The organism is Streptomyces sp. NBC_00440, assembly GCF_036014215.1.
GTDB lineage: Bacteria > Actinomycetota > Actinomycetes > Streptomycetales > Streptomycetaceae > Streptomyces.
In genome coordinates this window covers 3,669,016-3,684,307 of sequence record NZ_CP107921.1, presented here as the reverse complement: position 1 = coordinate 3,684,307, position 15,292 = coordinate 3,669,016, and the positions used below count along the sequence as shown (strand labels likewise).

At 71.9% G+C, this 15,292-nt stretch carries 16 protein-coding genes; 8 read left to right on the top strand and 8 right to left on the bottom strand.

What is annotated here, in order from left to right; all coding sequences use genetic code 11:
- The first annotated feature begins 107 nt into the window (after positions 1–107).
- The 4 genes from OHB13_RS16510 to OHB13_RS16495 all read left to right on the top strand — a co-directional run bounded on the left by OHB13_RS16510 (position 108) and on the right by OHB13_RS16495 (position 3,613).
- Positions 108–1,040 (top strand): aminoglycoside phosphotransferase family protein, encoded by a 933-nt coding sequence (locus tag OHB13_RS16510; protein WP_328377635.1) that lies wholly within the window; start codon positions 108–110, stop codon positions 1,038–1,040.
- Between the two features lie 204 nt (positions 1,041–1,244).
- Positions 1,245–2,513: an ATP-binding protein gene (locus OHB13_RS16505; RefSeq protein WP_328377634.1), complete on the top strand. Its 1,269-nt coding sequence runs from the start codon at positions 1,245–1,247 to the stop codon at positions 2,511–2,513.
- 54 nt (positions 2,514–2,567) lie between these two features.
- Positions 2,568–3,044, top strand: a complete 477-nt coding sequence (locus tag OHB13_RS16500; RefSeq protein ID WP_328377633.1) for a GNAT family N-acetyltransferase — start codon at positions 2,568–2,570, stop codon at positions 3,042–3,044.
- A gap of 128 nt (positions 3,045–3,172) precedes the next feature.
- Positions 3,173–3,613: a VOC family protein gene (locus OHB13_RS16495; RefSeq protein WP_266855579.1), complete on the top strand. Its 441-nt coding sequence runs from the start codon at positions 3,173–3,175 to the stop codon at positions 3,611–3,613.
- Positions 3,614–3,686: 73 nt separating this feature from the next.
- Here OHB13_RS16495 and OHB13_RS16490 read toward each other — a convergent pair whose 3' ends face one another.
- From OHB13_RS16490 to OHB13_RS16480, 3 genes are all read right to left on the bottom strand, one after another.
- The gene (locus OHB13_RS16490; RefSeq protein WP_328377632.1) at positions 3,687–5,228 is read right to left on the bottom strand and encodes an MFS transporter; all 1,542 of its coding nucleotides are present in this window, start codon (positions 5,226–5,228) and stop codon (positions 3,687–3,689) included.
- A gap of 134 nt (positions 5,229–5,362) precedes the next feature.
- The gene (locus tag OHB13_RS16485) at positions 5,363–6,361 is read right to left on the bottom strand and encodes a zinc-binding dehydrogenase (RefSeq protein ID WP_328377631.1); all 999 of its coding nucleotides are present in this window, start codon (positions 6,359–6,361) and stop codon (positions 5,363–5,365) included.
- A gap of 4 nt (positions 6,362–6,365) precedes the next feature.
- Positions 6,366–7,526, bottom strand: coding sequence for a phytoene desaturase family protein (locus tag OHB13_RS16480; protein WP_328377630.1), 1,161 nt, complete (start codon positions 7,524–7,526; stop codon positions 6,366–6,368).
- 163 nt (positions 7,527–7,689) lie between these two features.
- Here OHB13_RS16480 and OHB13_RS16475 point away from each other — a divergent pair, with 163 nt between their 5' ends.
- Positions 7,690–8,373: a pentapeptide repeat-containing protein gene (locus tag OHB13_RS16475; RefSeq protein ID WP_266855583.1), complete on the top strand. Its 684-nt coding sequence runs from the start codon at positions 7,690–7,692 to the stop codon at positions 8,371–8,373.
- A 155-nt stretch (positions 8,374–8,528) separates the two neighbouring features.
- Here the strand turns inward: OHB13_RS16475 and OHB13_RS16470 are convergent, their stop codons facing one another.
- Positions 8,529–9,026 carry a hypothetical protein gene (locus tag OHB13_RS16470; protein WP_328377629.1) on the bottom strand — a complete coding sequence of 166 codons (498 nt, stop codon included), beginning with the start codon at positions 9,024–9,026 and terminating at the stop codon, positions 8,529–8,531.
- 225 nt (positions 9,027–9,251) lie between these two features.
- Between OHB13_RS16470 and OHB13_RS16465 the strand changes: the two genes are divergently transcribed.
- The gene (locus OHB13_RS16465) at positions 9,252–10,661 is read left to right on the top strand and encodes a M1 family metallopeptidase (RefSeq protein WP_328377628.1); all 1,410 of its coding nucleotides are present in this window, start codon (positions 9,252–9,254) and stop codon (positions 10,659–10,661) included.
- A 59-nt stretch (positions 10,662–10,720) separates the two neighbouring features.
- Here OHB13_RS16465 and OHB13_RS16460 read toward each other — a convergent pair whose 3' ends face one another.
- Together OHB13_RS16460 and OHB13_RS16455 are read right to left on the bottom strand one after the other, a co-directional pair.
- Positions 10,721–11,251 (bottom strand): hypothetical protein, encoded by a 531-nt coding sequence (locus tag OHB13_RS16460; RefSeq protein ID WP_328377627.1) that lies wholly within the window; start codon positions 11,249–11,251, stop codon positions 10,721–10,723.
- Between the two features lie 40 nt (positions 11,252–11,291).
- Positions 11,292–12,185 (bottom strand): sigma-70 family RNA polymerase sigma factor, encoded by an 894-nt coding sequence (locus tag OHB13_RS16455; RefSeq protein WP_328377626.1) that lies wholly within the window; start codon positions 12,183–12,185, stop codon positions 11,292–11,294.
- A 149-nt stretch (positions 12,186–12,334) separates the two neighbouring features.
- On the opposite strand from OHB13_RS16455, the gene OHB13_RS16450 reads away from it, so the two are divergent.
- Positions 12,335–13,039 carry an FMN-dependent NADH-azoreductase gene (locus OHB13_RS16450; RefSeq protein WP_328377625.1) on the top strand — a complete coding sequence of 235 codons (705 nt, stop codon included), beginning with the start codon at positions 12,335–12,337 and terminating at the stop codon, positions 13,037–13,039.
- Between the two features lie 137 nt (positions 13,040–13,176).
- Here the strand turns inward: OHB13_RS16450 and OHB13_RS16445 are convergent, their stop codons facing one another.
- On the bottom strand, positions 13,177–13,752 hold the full coding sequence (locus tag OHB13_RS16445) for a TerD family protein (RefSeq protein WP_266855589.1): 576 nt from the start codon (positions 13,750–13,752) through the stop codon (positions 13,177–13,179).
- Between the two features lie 198 nt (positions 13,753–13,950).
- On the opposite strand from OHB13_RS16445, the gene arfB reads away from it, so the two are divergent.
- Positions 13,951–14,379, top strand: a complete 429-nt coding sequence (gene arfB / locus OHB13_RS16440) for an alternative ribosome rescue aminoacyl-tRNA hydrolase ArfB (RefSeq protein WP_266855590.1) — start codon at positions 13,951–13,953, stop codon at positions 14,377–14,379.
- A 276-nt stretch (positions 14,380–14,655) separates the two neighbouring features.
- Here arfB and OHB13_RS16435 read toward each other — a convergent pair whose 3' ends face one another.
- Positions 14,656–15,156 (bottom strand): flavin reductase family protein, encoded by a 501-nt coding sequence (locus tag OHB13_RS16435; RefSeq protein WP_405752477.1) that lies wholly within the window; start codon positions 15,154–15,156, stop codon positions 14,656–14,658.
- Positions 15,157–15,292: the final 136 nt, after the last annotated feature.

Genomic DNA, 15,292 nt, shown 5'->3' with positions numbered 1-15,292 from the left:
CTGCTGGTTGGCTCCCGGGGGTACGGGGGTCACCGCGCCGTGCGGGCGCGAGAGCGGGGAGCCGGAGTGCGGGCGGAACCGGAGTGCGGACGGAAGGGGAACGCGGCGTGAGTGAGCCGGTGGACGGCGGGGCGCGTCCTGCGGCGGGCGGCGGTGCGGCAGCCGGTGGGGCGTGTCCTGCGGCGGGCGGCGGTGCGGCAGCCGGTGGGGCGTGTCCTGCGGCGGACCGGGCCGGGGAGTTCCTGGAGCGGTGGGGGCTGCGTCAGGAGGGGCCGCCGATGTGCGGCCGGGTCGCGGTCGTCCTGCCCGTGGTCCGTACGGCCGACGGGGCGCGGGCCGCGCTGAAGGTGCAGGAGGTGGACGCGGAGACCGCGGGGGAGCCGGTCGCCCTGCGGGTCTGGGACGGCCGGGGCGCCGTCCGGCTGCTCGACCACGACCCGGCGACCGGGACCATGCTCCTGGAGCGGCTGGACGAGGCCAGGCCGCTGGCTTCGGTACCGGACGTCCTGGCGGCGACCGAGGTCATCGCGGGGCTGCTGGCCCGGCTGACGTCCGTGCCCGCGCCGGACGGGACGCGGTGGCTCGGGGACATCGCGGCCCGGATGCTCGACCGCGTACCGGATGCGGTCGAGTCCCTGGCGGACGAGGCGGACCGGCGGCTGCTGAAGAGCTGCGCGGCGGCCGTACGGGAGGTGGCGGGTGAGCCGGGGGACCGGCTGCTCCACTGGGACCTGCACTTCGAGAACGTCCTGGCGGCCGGCCGCGAGCCCTGGCTCGCCATCGATCCGAAGCCGCTCGCGGGCGATCCGGGGTTCGAGCTGATGCCCGCGCTGTGGAACCGCTTCGGGGAGGGCAGGCTGCTGCGCCGCTTCGACCTGATGACCGATGTGCTGGGGATGGCGGGGGACCGGGAGCGGGCACGGGCCTGGACGCTGGGGCGCGTCCTGCAGAACAGCCTCTGGACCGTGGCGGAAGGCGGCCGGCGGCTGAGCCCCGAGATGGCGGAGATCGCCCGGACGCTGCTGGCACCGGGGCGGTAGGCGGTTCTCCCGGGATTCCGGGGCAGGCTCGCAGGGCTGTCCCGTGCTCGACGGGCTGCACCGACGGGGCCGTCCCGGCCCTGACCCGGGCAGCCGTCCAGCGACGAAGCGTACGGTGCGCCGCCCGGCTTTGTCCGCCGTGTCGAAAGCCCCGGCGCACCGCCGCTCATAGCCTCAGGGTCCTTCCGACCAGAGGTGACAACGATGAACTGGCTCATCCACGACTACCGCGAGGACGACCTCGCATCCGTCGTCCATCTGATCGACAGCACCGCCGAACTCGGCCAGGAGTCGGTGTTCTCCCTGGCCGAGTGCATCGGGGCGCTGACCTCCCGGCAGCCGGCCGTGGTGGCCATCAGCGGCGGCGTGCCGATCGGGGCCGCGCTGGCGACGGTGTCCGGGACCAGGGCCTGGGTGATGCGGATCGCCATCGTCCCCGGGCTGCGCGGCCAGGGCCTGGCCAGCGCGCTGCTGAAGGAGCTGGAGCGGCGGCTGGTCGGGGCCGGGGTGCGGACCATCGCTTATGTGCTGCCGGAGGAGGAGCTTCTCGGCGAGGGCCTGCACAACGCCGGCTACGACCGCCGTCCCGCCGTGGCCTACTTCGAGAAGTCCCCGGCGCGCGGAACCGCCCGGGGCCGTCTGGAGGAACTCGGCGGCCGGCTGCTGGACAACGATCTGTGGGCCGCGGTGGCCGGGATGGAGCAGGAGAAGCACTTGATCGAGGCCCGGGTGGTCCGTCCGCTGGCGGAGCCCGAGCGGGCGGCCAGACACGGGGTGCTGCCGCCCAGGGCGATCACCCTGTTCGGCCCGCCCGGGACCGGCAAGACCACGTTCGCCCGTGCGATCGCCTCCCGGCTGGGCTGGCCGTTCGTCGAGCTGCTGCCCTCGCGGCTGGCCGACGAGGGCAACCTCGCCGCGGCGCTGCGGGCCGCGTTCGCCGGTATCGCCGAGCTGGAACGGGTCCTGGTCTTCATCGACGAGGTCGAGGAGATCGCCGCCGAGCGCGGCAGCGCGGAGCGGCCGGGGATGCACGGGGTGACCAATGAGCTGCTGAAGCTGATACCCGGCTTCCGGGAGGGCGAGGAACGGCTGCTGGTCTGCGCGACCAACTCGATCCGCTCACTGGACCCGGCGTTCCTGCGGCCCGGACGCTTCGACTACCTGCTGCCGATCGGGACGCCCGACGCGGTGGCGCGCGAGGCCATCTGGTCCCGGTTCACCGTGACCAGGACCGATGTGGATGTACGGCGGCTGGTCGAGGCCAGTGAACTGTTCACCCCCGCCGACATGGAACATGTCGCGCGGACGGCGGCCCAGGCCGCCTTCGAACGGGACCGTTCCGGCGGGGAGAACGGATCGGTGGGCGCCACCACCGAGGACTACCTCGCCGCCCTGGCCCTGGCCAAGCCGACGGTGACGCAGGGAATGCTGGAGGACTTCAGGGCCGACATCACCAGGCACGCCCGGATCTGACGGCACAGCCCAATGGCGTCCTCCGGCCCCGGAGGACGCCATTAGGCTGCGCGCATGATTCGCAACGCCATAGCTGCCGACGTTCCCGTCATCCACACGATGATCCGTGAGCTCGCGGAGTACGAGAAGGCCCTGGATGAGGCCCGCGCCACGGAGGCGCAGTTGCACGAGGCGCTGTTCGGCGAGCGCCCGGCGGCGTTCGCGTTCATCGCGGAGACACCGGAGGGGGAGGCCGCCGGGTTCGCCCTGTGGTTCCTCAACTTCTCCACGTGGCGCGGGGTTCACGGGATCTACCTGGAGGATCTCTACGTACGCCCGGAACTGCGCGGCGGCGGTTACGGCAAGGCCCTGCTGACCGAACTGGCGCGGACCTGCGTGGAGCGCGGGTACGAGCGCCTTGAGTGGTCGGTGCTGAACTGGAACGAGCCGTCGATCAAGTTCTACGAGTCCCTGGGCGCCCGGCCGCAGGACGAGTGGACGGTCTACCGGCTCACCGACGAGGCGCTGGCGACGCTGGGTACGGCGGAGTAGCGGGCGGGACCTGGACCGGTACGGCTCCCATGGCGTGCCGTACCGGCCGGACGGGGCAGGCGGTCTCACTCTCCCGGCTGAGGTGACGCGGCGGCCCCGGGCCCGGTGCGGTGCCTATGCTCGGCCACGTGACAATTCAGCGGATGGACAACGTCGGCATCGTCGTCGACGACCTGGATGCGGCGGTCGCGTTCTTCACCGAGCTCGGCCTGGAGCGTGAAGGCGCGGGGCAGGTCGAGGGCCGGTGGGCGGAGCGCACCGTCGGGCTCGACGGTCTCCGGAGCGAGATCGTGATGATGCGGACCCCGGACGGTCACAGCAAGCTGGAGCTGGCCAAGTACCACGCCCCCGCGGTGCTGCGTCCCGAGCCGGAGAACCCGCCGCCCAACACACTGGGCCTGCACCGTGTCATGTTCGCCGTCGACGACATCGACGACACCATCGCCCGGCTGCGTGCCCACGGCGCCGAACTCCTCGGCGACGTCGCGCAGTACGAGAGCATCTTCCGGCTCTGCTACCTCCGCGGTCCGGCGGGCATCATCGTCGCCCTGGCCGAGCAGATCGGCTGACGCGGGCCCGCCGCGTGCCGTGCGGACGGGCGCTTCATCAGCTGCGACGCCCGGTCGGTCCACCGCCCCGCCGTCACCCCGGCGTCCCCTCCGCGCCGGCGGCCGCCTCCGCGCCCGCCTCCGCGTCCGCTGTCTCGCGCTGCCGGGGGGAGCGCGCTGTCACCATGAGGTACGCGACCACTGAACCCACCACCATGAAGCCGGCCGCCCACCCCGTCGCGATGTTGAAGCCGTGCACCACCGCGGTCTTCGAGAGCTGCGCCTGCTGGGACTTGCTGATGCCGGGCCGCATATGGCTGGCGAGATAGCTCGCGGTGGTGGTCGTCGCGATGGTGTTGAGCAGGGACGTACCGATCGATCCGCCCACCTGCTGGGCCGTGTTGACGGTTGCCGACGTGACGCCCGAGTCCTGTGGGGCCACGCCCGATGTGGCCGTCGCCATCACCGGCATGAAGACGAGGCCCATGCCGAGACCGAGCAGCATGGTGCCCGGCAGGATGTGCTCGACGTAGTTGGAGTGCGGCCCGATGTAGGTCAGGGCGAAGAGGCCGCCCGCGCCGATCAGCATCCCGGGCGATATCAGCAGGCGCGGCGGTATGTAGTGGAGCAGCCGGGCCGAGATCTGCGTCGAGGCGATGATGAGCATCGCGGACATGGGGAGGTAGGCGGCGCCCGCTCGCAGGGGGCTGTAGCCGAGGACGTTCTGCAGGTAGTACGTCAGGAACAGGAAGAGGCCGAACATGGCCAGCGTCGCCGTCCCCATGGCGATCATCGAGCCGCCGCGGCTGCGTTCGCTGACGATGTGCAGCGGCAGCATGGGGTGGGGGGCACGCTTCTGCCACCAGGCGAAGACGGCGAGCAGCGCGCCGCCGACGATGAGCAGGGTGATGACCAGGACCGAGGACCAGCCCTTCGACTCGGCCTCGCTCACGGCATAGACGATCGCCACGAGGCCCCCGCAGCCGAGGATCGCGCCGGGGATGTCGAGGTGGCTCTCCTTCTGTCCCTGGCGGTCGCTGAGCAGCGTGAGGGCACCGAAGACCGTGATGGCCGCGATGGGCACGTTGACGTACAGGCACCAGCGCCAGTCGAGGAACTCGGTGAGGATGCCGCCGAGGAGCAGCCCGATGGCCGCGCCCGCGCCCGCGATGGCGCCGTAGATGCCGAACGCCTTGGCGCGCTCCCTGCCCAGCGAGAAGGTCGTGGTGAGCAGGGAGAGCGCGGACGGCGCGAGAAGGGCGGCGAACGCGCCCTGGAGCGCGCGGGCGGCGAAGAGCATGGAGCCGTTCACCGCCCCGCCGCCGAGTGCGGAGGCGGCGGCGAAGCCGATGAGGCCGATGATGAACGTCCGTTTACGGCCGACGAGGTCGGCGACGCGACCACCGAGCAGCAGCAGCCCGCCGAACGCCAGCGTGTACGCCGTGATGACCCACTGGCGGTTGCCGTTGGTGAGGTGCAGGTCGTGCTGGGCGGACGGCAGGGCGATGTTCACGATGGTGGCATCGAGCACCACCATGAGCTGCGCCAACGCGATGACGGCCAGCCCCCACCAGCGATGGGGGTCGGGCTGGTCGGGACTGGTGGGCTCCGGGGTGGATATCGCCGGCTCGCTCATCTGCCCAGAGGATCACAGAATGGGGCTGTTCGCTCTTTAGTGGGGGTTGTTCGTGTTTGGTGCGGATTGCGTACGCGAGGGGACCCGGCCGTTCAGCCCCCAGTGGTTCGCGCCGCTCCCGCTCCTCCCGCCGCTTACGGGATCAGCACCACCTTTCCCGTCGTGCCGCGCGTCTCCAGCGCGTGGTGGGCCGCTGCCGCCCCGCTCAGCGGGAAGCGCTGGACGGCGGGGCGCAGCCGTCCGGCGGCGGCCTCGGCCAGGGAGAGGGTCTCCAGAGTTCGGATGTCGCCGCCCGCCCTCTCGATCATCACAGGGCCCAGGACGCCCTGGGACGTGATTCCGCGCGCCGCCAGCTCCTCGTCGGTGAAGGTCAGGGGTTCACCGTCGTGCGGCCCCTTCCCCGACCAGCCGAAGACGAGGTGCCGGCCGCCCCTGGCGAGCAGGTCCACGGCGGCGCGGCCGGTGGCCCCGCCCACCGAGTCGAAGACGACGGTGGCGCCCCGGTCCCCGAGGTGGGCGCGGACCTCGCCGGCCCAGCCGGGCCGGGTGTAGTCGACGGCCAGGTCGGCGCCGTTCTGCCGGACGCGGGCGACCTTGGCCGGTCCGCCCGCCAGGCCGACGACGGTGGCGCCGAGGTTCTTCGCGTACTGCACCAGGAGCGTCCCGATGCCGCCCGCCGCGGCCGGGACGATCGCGACGCTGCCGGCGGTGAGATCCGCGAACTGGAGGATGCCCAGCGTGGTGCGCCCGGTGCCGATCATGGCGACGGCCTCGGCCTCGTCCAGGTTCTCCGGGATCTCGTGCAGCCTGGCCGCGTCGGTCACGGCGAGGGCGGCGTAACCGCCCGGGTTCATGCCGAGGTGCGCGACGACGCGCCGGCCCAGCCACTGCGCCCCGGTCCCCGGGCCGAGCCGGTCCACCGTGCCGGCGACCTCGCGGCCGGGGACGGTCGGCAGCTCGGCGGAGGCCGGATACGGGCCCGGCATCCCCTGGCGCAGCGCGGTGTCCAGGAGGTGGACACCGGCCGCCGCGACGGCGATACGGACCTGGCCGGGGCCCGGTTCCGGATCGGGGACGGTGTCGTACGTGAGGTTCTCGGCGGGCCCGTACTCGTACAGTCGAATGGATCTCATGGGGCTACGGTGCGACCTCAAGTCCGCTTGAGGTCAAGGCCAGGGCGGCGGCCTCGATCGCGCTGTTGAAGGAGACCTCGGCGAGCATCCCCGGCGCGGCGGTCTGGTCGCCCGCGAGGAACACCCCGTCGCCGCGCCGGATGGCGGGCCGGTCGCGCCAGGTGGTACCGGGCGGGTCGACCGCGCCCGTGCGCCCCTCGGCGACGGACGAGCTGCGCCAGGTGAGACGGTCGCGCCAGCCCGGGAAGCCCAGGTCGAGCAGGCGCTCGGCGTGGGCGGTCCCGTCCGCCTTCGACTCGTCCGGCCCGATGGGCAGTTGCGCCTGGATCAGCTGCTCGCCCGCCGGGGCCAGGGTGGGGTCCTGGGCGGTGAAGCGTTCGATCCAGCCGGGGGCGTCGAGGTCGGAGATCACCCAGGCGTCGCCGCGCCGGGTCCTGAGCGCGATGTCGACCAGCGTCGAACGGCCGCTGGGCCAGCGCAGACTGGACTCGCCGAGCAGGTGGCGGGCCGCGTCCAGGGAGGTCGCGACGATCACCGGCCCCTCCGCTGTGGGGAGTTCGCTGACGCGGTCGCCGGTCTCGATCCGTACGCCCAGGTCCCGGGCGCGGGTGGCCATCCGGTCGATGAGATTGCCCCAGCCGCCCCGTACGAAGTGCGCCTCGGGCGGCAGCGAGGCGGCACGGCGCAGCCGGGCGTGGACGAACGCCGCGGAGAGCGAGCCCGGGTCGTGGTGGTAGAGGGCGACCCCCGTGTAGTGGGCGGCGGCGCGGGCGCCCGCCTCACCGACCTGGGAGGTGGCCCAGGAGAGGAAGTCCTGCTCGACGGGCGCCTGTCCGGCGGGCCGCCGTGCCAGCCTGAGCAGTGCGAGCGGCGGTGTCCTGCGGAGCTGCCCGCCGAGGTGGAGCCTCAGCCGGGTGGCCTCCAGGGCAGGTACGGCCACGACCGGGCCGAGCAGCCCCTGCTGCTTGAGCCAGGCCCAGTGCGGGCCGCCGCTGTAGATGGCGTGCGGCCCCTCGTTGGCGCGGTACGGGCCTTCGGCCGTGCGGGCACGGCCGCCCAGGGTCCGGTGCGCCTCGCGCAGGGTGACCCGGGCGCCCGAATCGGCGGCGGTGATGGCGGCGGTGAGCCCGGCGAAACCTCCGCCGACAACGGTGATGCGGCGCATGATCCGACCCCTTTTCCTGTCCTGTCCTGCTGTCCTGTCCTGTGTCTGATCCGGAGGGCGACCGCTCTTTTTCGGACGCTCTCTGTCATCAGGACGGATGGACCGGACGCAGATGTGACATCCGGGAAGGTTCGATGTCAGTGGTGTGGGTCACCATGAAGACATGGCAGCACGGAACGGCACGAAGAGAACCCCACACGTACGACGACCGGAAGTGCGGCTTCCGCCACTCAGCCCCTACACCGGGATGGGCCTTGAGCCCGATGGCGACTATGACGGACTGGAGTTCACCGGCGAGGACTTCACAGGACAGTCGGGCCGCGGGGCCCGCTTCATGGACTGCTCGCTGCGCGAGTGTGTGCTGGAGACGACGGAGCTGGTGCGGGCGCGTTTCATCGACTCCGTACTGACCGCGGCGCGAGGCGTGGGTACGAACCTCGCGGAGGCGTCCCTGCGCGATGTCGAGGTGGTGGACGCACGGCTCGGCGGCGTTCAGATGCACGGAGCCGTGCTGGAAAGGGTGGTGGTGCGCGGCGGGAAGATCGACTATCTGAACCTGCGGGAGGCGCGGCTCAAGGACGTCCTCTTCGAGAACTGCGTCCTGACGGAACCGGACTTCGGGTCGGCGCGGCTGGAGCGGGTGGAGTTCACCGGGTGCACGCTGCGCGGGGCTGACTTCAGCGGAGTGCGGATGAAGGACGTCGATCTGCGCACGGTGGCCGAACTGCACATCGCCCGCGGGGTGGAGCGGCTGGCGGGGGCGGTCATCAGCCCGGCCCAACTGCTGTCGCTCGCACCGGCGTTCGCCGCGCAGATCGGGGTGCGGGTGGAGGTGCCGGGCGAGTAGCGCGGAGGGGCTGCTTCCGGGGCACCGCCATGCCTCGCTCCCGTCCCGCTGCCCTTCTCCTTCGCTCCTCACCCCTGCCGGGGCTCTCCGGTCCTCCGGTCCTCCGGTCCTCCGGTCCTCCGGTCCTCCGGTCCTCCGGTCCTCCGGCTCTCCGGCTACACCCGGGGGAAGCGCCCCTGTAGGTCCCAGATCACCGGATTGTCCGCAAGGCCCTCGTGCATGTCCCCCAGATCCGCGATCAGGTCATGCAGGAAGTCCCGCGCCTCCCGCCGCAGCACCGTGTGCCCGAACGTCAGCGGGTCCTCCTCCACCGGCATCCAGTCGGCGGCGACATCGACCCAGCCGAACCGCCGCTCGAAGAGCATCCGGTCCGTCGACTCCGTGAAGTCCAGCTCGGCGTGTTGCGGACGGGAGGCGCGGTTGCCGCGCGGGTCCCGGTCGATCTGCTCGACGATGTCGCAGAGCGCCCACGCGAAGTCGAGCACCGGAACCCATCCCCAGGCTGTGGATACCTCGCGGTCCGCCTTGGTGTCGGCGAGGTAGACGTCACCGCAGAAGAGGTCGTGCCGCAGCGAGCGGACGTCCGCGCGGCGGTAGTCGGTCTGCGGGGGATCCGGGAAGCGGCGGGAGAGGGAGTAGCCGATGTCGAGCACGGGTCGATGGTGTCACGGACGGCGGTGTCACCGGCGGCGGTGTCCTGGCGCGCACCTGGCGCGCACCTGGGGGGCACCTGGGGCGCACCTGGGGCGTCGCCCAGCGTGCGCCGGGACGCTCCCTACGATGCGGCCCTGCGTGCACCGGAATGCTCCCCGCGGCGCGTGGCTACGGCCCGGGGCGCCCGGTGAGCCGTCGCCACGCCTCGCTCATAAGATCGGGACGTGGACCAGCGCCGACGCCGTACAGCCGTACCCGCAGCGGTGGGGGCAGCCCTGCTGCTCCTCTCGGCGTGCGGCGGGGGTGTGCAGGGGCAGCCGGGCGGCGACCGGCTGCACCATCCCGACCCGTACTTTCCCCGGCTCGGCAACGGTGGCTACGACGTCAGCCACTACAGCCTGACCCTCGCGTACGACCCCGACTCGGGCCGGCTCACGGGCACCGCCGACATCACCGCCCGCGCCACCCAGGACCTGTCCGCGTTCAACCTGGACTTCACCGGGATGACCGTGCGGGGCGCGACCGTCGACGGCCGTTACGCCCCCGCCAACCGCGCGGGCACCGAACTGACCATCCGCCCGCACCACGACCTCGCGCGGGGCGAGACCTTCCGTACCGTCGTCCGCTACGCGGGCACGCCCAGGACGATCACCGACCCGGACGCGTCCGAGGAGGGCTGGCTGCCGGACGACATGGACGGCGCGCTCGCCCTCGGGGAGCCGACCGGCTCGATGGCGTGGTTCCCCGGGAACGACCACCCGTCCGACAAGGCGACGTACGACATCGCGGTGACCGTCCCGGCCGGGCTCCAGGCCGTCTCCAACGGCCGGCTGACCTCGCAGCGGACCAGCGGGGGCCGCACCACCTTCCACTGGCACGGCGACCGGCCGATGGCGAGCTATCTCGCGATGCTGGCGATCGGCCGGTACCGGACCCACTCCTTCAAGGCGCCGTCCGGGCTGCCGGTCTTCACGGCGGTCGCCCCGTCGGAGGTGAAGAGCAGCGCGTCCGTGGTGGCCAGGATCCCCGAGATCATCGCCTGGGAGAGCAAACAGTTCGGCCCGTACCCCTTCGACTCGACGGGCGCGGTCATCGCCCCCGTCGGGGCCGCGGGCTACTCGCTGGAGACGCAGACCAGACCGGTGCTCCCCGGTGACCAGGCGAGCCTGTCGACGCTGGTCCACGAGTTGTCCCACCAGTGGTTCGGCGACGCGGTGACCCCCGCGTCCTGGCGCGACATGTGGCTGAACGAGGGGTTCGCGACGTACGCGACCTGGCTGTGGGACGCGGACCACGGCGGCGAGAGCATCAAGGACCACTTCAACGACGCCTACGACTCCGAGGGCAACTGGGAATTCGCGCCGGCCGACCCGCCGGGCCCGAAGCAGATCTCGGCCTCGCCGGTCTACGGGCGGGGGGCGATGGTGCTCCAGATGATCCGCAGGACGGTCGGCGACGACGCGTTCTCCGCCCTGGTACGGGGCTGGGTGCGGGACCACCTGTACTCCAACGCCACCACGGCGGACTTCACGCGGTACGCGGAGAAGAAGACCGGCAAGGACCTGAGCGCGGTCTGGAAGCACTGGCTGTACGGGACGGGGAAGGGCAAGCCGGCGAACCCGTACGCGTCGTAGGTGCTGTCCGGCCGCCCCGTACACGTCACGCCGTAGGTGCTGTCCGGCCGCTGCCCGCTTCACAGCCGGCGGGCCGCGGCCACCGCCTCGCGCATCCCACGGGCCGACCGGATCCGCTGCACCGCCAGCAGTTCGACCGCGCGGCCCAGCCACTCCGCGTCGGCGAACCGGCGCGCCTCGCCCTCGCGGGCGGTCTGGCGCAGCAACTCCTGGAACCACGACAGATGAGTGAGGTTGTACCAGCGGGGGTGCCGGTCGAAGGTGGCCACCCAGTCCTCGTACGGGTGCCGCAGCGTCAGGTGCAGATAGCCGCGGCCACGGTACTTCCAAGGGCCCGGCAGGCCGCCGAGCAGGCCCCGTGGGGTGTACGAACCCATCGAGGGGTACTTGGCGCCCAGCGAGAAGCCGCACAGCATGACCCGGGACCAGGGGATCAGCTGTTCCTCGATCCGCTTCGAGCGCCCCGCGTGCTGGTACAGCCCGTCAGCGCGGAACTCCAGCCAGGCGCCGCCGGGCCGCTGTGAATCGCCCACGGCCCAGCGGCCGTTGACCCGTTCCAGCGGCCCGAGGGACGCGTTTATGTCGCTCATCCGCCTATTGGAGCACGGCTGTTGGATCGCGAATGTTGGATCACGGCTGTGGGAGCACGGCGATGTCGAGTTCCCGCAGGCGTGCGGGGTCGGCGATCACGTCGTACGCGGTGATCATTTCGTCCACGACGGTGAAGGTCAGCGCCAGCAGCAATCGGCCGCGCGGGGCCAGGACGGCTCCCACGGTGCCGTTGACCAGGGCCAGTTCGGCGAATTGTGACCGGCCGGCGAGGGCGGCTGTCCCCTCGGCCACGGCCCGCGCGCCACGGACTTCGGCAGTCCCGCCCGGTGGCACGGCCGCGGGGTCGGCGCGGCGCACCACGTCGGGGGCGAGCACCGCGCGGATCGCGGTGAGGTCACCGGCGCGCGCGGCGGCGAGGAACGCCGAGACGACCTGCCGGTTCCCGGCGAGTTCGGACGCGGGGACCAGCGGGGTGCCCCGCACCTTGTGGCGCGCCCGGCTGGCCAGCTTCTTCGTGGCGACAGGTGTGCGCTCCACCATGGGGGCGATCCGGTCGAACGGTACGGCGAACATGTCGTGCAGCACGAACGCGATCCGCTCGGCGGGACTCAGCGTGTCCAGCACCACGAGCAGCGCCCGGCTCACCGAGTCGGCCAGCAACGCCTCGTCCTCCGGGGGGCTCCACCGCCCCGGATCCGACAGCTCGTCGAGTACGTGCTGCTCGGCCAGGTCCTCCCGGCGCGAGGAGCGGGAACGCAGCATGTCGAGACAGATACGGGTCACCACCGTCCGGAGCCAGCCCGCCAGGTTGTCCACATCGCCGGCGCCGGTCCGGTGCAGCCGGAGCCATGCCTCCTGCACGGCGTCGTCCGCCTCGTCCAGCGAGCCGAGCATCCGGTAGGCCACCGCACGGAGCATGCCGCGATGCGTCTCGAAGAGGCCCGCCGCCTCCGGCTCATCGGGCCTCTCCACTGGTCCGCCTGGTCCGCCTGGTTCGCGTGGCTCTCGCTCGTCCACCGGTCACCTTCCGCCGTTCCGTTCCGTCACCCCTCTGACGAACGCGACACGGCTGAGGTGACAGCCGGCGCGACAGCGGAGAGGCACAAGTGACAGGAGAACCGATGACTTCCTTGCTGCATCTGGATTCCAGCGCCAATCGTTCCGCCGAGTCGGTCAGCAGACAACTGACCGCCTCGTTCGCGGACACCTGGCGGGCCGTGTACGGCTCGGCCGGATATCGGTACCGGGACCTGGCGGCCGACCCGGTGCCTCCGCTGGGCACCGCCTACTGCGCCCTCGGCCGGCGCGTGGAGCAGCACGGCCTCCGCCCACCGGCCGGGGTGGAGTCGTTGATCGCGAGCACGGCCGAGAAGCGGGAGTGGGAACTGACCCGCCCGCTGATCACCGAAGTGCTGGCGGCCGACACCGTTCTGATCGGCGCTCCGATGTACAACTTCTCGGTGTCCGCCGCACTGAAGGCATGGATCGACCGGGTGGGGTTCCCCACGGCGTTCACCGATCCGGCCACCGGGGACAGCCTGCTGCGGGCGACCCGGGTCGTGGTGGTCAGCGCCCGGGGCGGGGCCTACGGTCCGGGCACGCCGCGCGAGGCGTGTGACTTCCAGACGCCTTGTCTGCGCGCGTACTTCGGCGGGCTCGGCGTGACGGAGATGCATGTCGTCAGCGCTGAGATGACCGTGGCCGGATTCGTCCCGCACCTGGCTCGCTTCCGGCCCCTGGCGGCGAGCTCACTGGACGCGGCACGGGCCGAAGTGACCGCGCTGGCCTCCGCACCTGCCGAGTCGGGGAGCCGCGCGACGCCGTAGTCGCATGGGGGCTGTAGCTGTAGTCGCAGGGGTGCGAGCACGTGGCGGTGCGAGCGGGTGGCGGTGCCGGGGTGGTGCCCGAACGGTCCGGGCCCCCGGCAGCCGCCGGGTGCCCGGACCGTGGTGTCACCCGGGTGTCAGACCGTGACGCCGAAGTCCTGGGCGATACCGACCAGGCCCGATGCGTAGCCCTGGCCGACCGCGCGGAACTTCCACTCCGCGCCGTTGCGGTAGAGCTCGCCGAAGACCATGGCGGTCTCGGTGGCGGCGTCCTCGCTCAGGTCGTAGCGGGCGATCTCCGCCTCGCCGGCCTGGTTGATGATGCGGATGAAGGCGTTGCGCACCTGGCCGAAGTTCTGCGAGCGGTTCTCCGCGTCGTAGATCGAGACCGGGAAGACGATCTTCTCGATGTCGGCGGGCAGACCGGCCAGGTTGACCTTGATCTGCTCGTCGTCGCCCTCGCCCTGACCCGTGACGTTGTCACCGGTGTGCACGATGGTCTGGTCCGGCGTCGCCTTGTTGTTGAAGAAGACGAAGTGGCCGTCGGAGTAGACCTTGCCCTCGGTGTTCACCGCGATGGCCGAGGCGTCGAGGTCGAAGTCGGTGCCGGTGGTCGTACGGACGTCCCAGCCGAGGCCCACCGTGACGGCGGTCAGGCCCGGGGCCTCCTTGGTGAGGGAGACGTTGCCGCCCTTGGACAGGCTTACAGCCATGGGGATGTCCCTTTCCGTTCTGTGCCGGGCTTCGTGTGGTCACGACGCTACCGTTACCCGCCATAACGTCGGCAGGGGACCGAGAGGTTCCAACTCTCTTCGCCCTCTTTACTTTCTTTACCCGGGGCGCGGTCATCTGTGGCGGACCGGCCACGAAAAACGGGTGACGCGCCGGTCGGGACCAGCGACCATGGACACATGTCCGGTCCCTACGTCGTCCGTGGTGCGGTCTCCCTGCCGGAGGCCGAACTCATGTGGCGCTTCTCGCGCTCGTCAGGACCCGGTGGCCAGCACGTCAACACCAGTGACACGCAGGTGGAGCTCCGCTTCGACCTCGCGAACACGGAGGCGCTGCCACCGGTCTGGAAGGAGCGCGCCCTGGAGCGGCTTGCCTCGCGGCTGGTCGGCGGGGTGGTCACCGTACGGGCGTCGGAGCACCGGTCGCAGTGGCGCAACCGGGAGATGGCGGCGGTGCGGCTCGCGTCGCTGCTCGCGGAGGCCACGGCGCCGCCGCCGAAGCCCCGGCGGGCCACGAAGATTCCCCGCGGGATCAACGAGCGGCGGCTGCGGAACAAGAAGCAGCGCAGCGACACCAAGCGGGGGCGCACCGGGCGCGGCTGGGACTGACCGGCTGCGGACCGATCCGTGCGGTGCGGGATCCAGCGGGACCCCGGCCCGCATCTCCAGGCCCCGGCCCAGCCGAAGGGCCACGGCCCAGCCGAAGGGCCACGGCCCAGCCGAAGGGCCACGGCCCAGCCGAAAGGCCACGGCCCAGCCGAAGGGCCACGGCCCAGCCGAAAGGCCGCAGCCCCCGCCCTTCAGTCCCCGACCCGCAGCCCCCGCCCTTCAGTCCCCGACCCGCAGCCCCCGCCCTTCAGTCCCCGACCCTCAGCCCCCGCCCCCTCAGTCCAGCCGCCGGTACCGCCCCCGGAAGTACGCCAGTGGGCTGCCCTCGGTGTTCGGCAGGTCCGCCGTCAGGACGCGGCCGATCACCAGAGTGTGGTCCCCCGCCTCCACTCGCTGCTCCGTCACGCACTCCAGCGTCGCCAGCGCGCCCCCGACCAGCGGCGCCCCCGACGCCTCGCCGCGCGTGAACGGGACGTCGGCGAACAGCAGGTCGTCGCTGATGCGGCCCTTCATCGCGAACCGGCCCGCGATCTGCCGCTGACTCTCCGCCAGGAGCGAGGCCGCCCAGTACGGCTGCTCCGCCAGCAGGTCGTCCATCCGGGAGCCGTTCCGTACGCTCACCATCGCCAGCGGCGGATCGAGTGACACCGACATGAAAGCGGTCGCCGTCATCCCGACATCGGCCCCTCGCGGGCCGCCGTCCGCGTCATGGGCCGTCACCAGCACCACGCCTGCGGTCAGCCGGGACATGGCGGCGCGGAAGTCGTCGTTGCTCACCCCCTCAGGATGAGGGATGGGCTCGGAGCGCGGGGTGGGGATCGTCTGGAACACATCAGGAACGCTAACTTCGGCCCCCGTACGCCCGCATCGGGCCTCAGGACCAGACGAGTCCTAGGACCGGTACCGCGAGGGG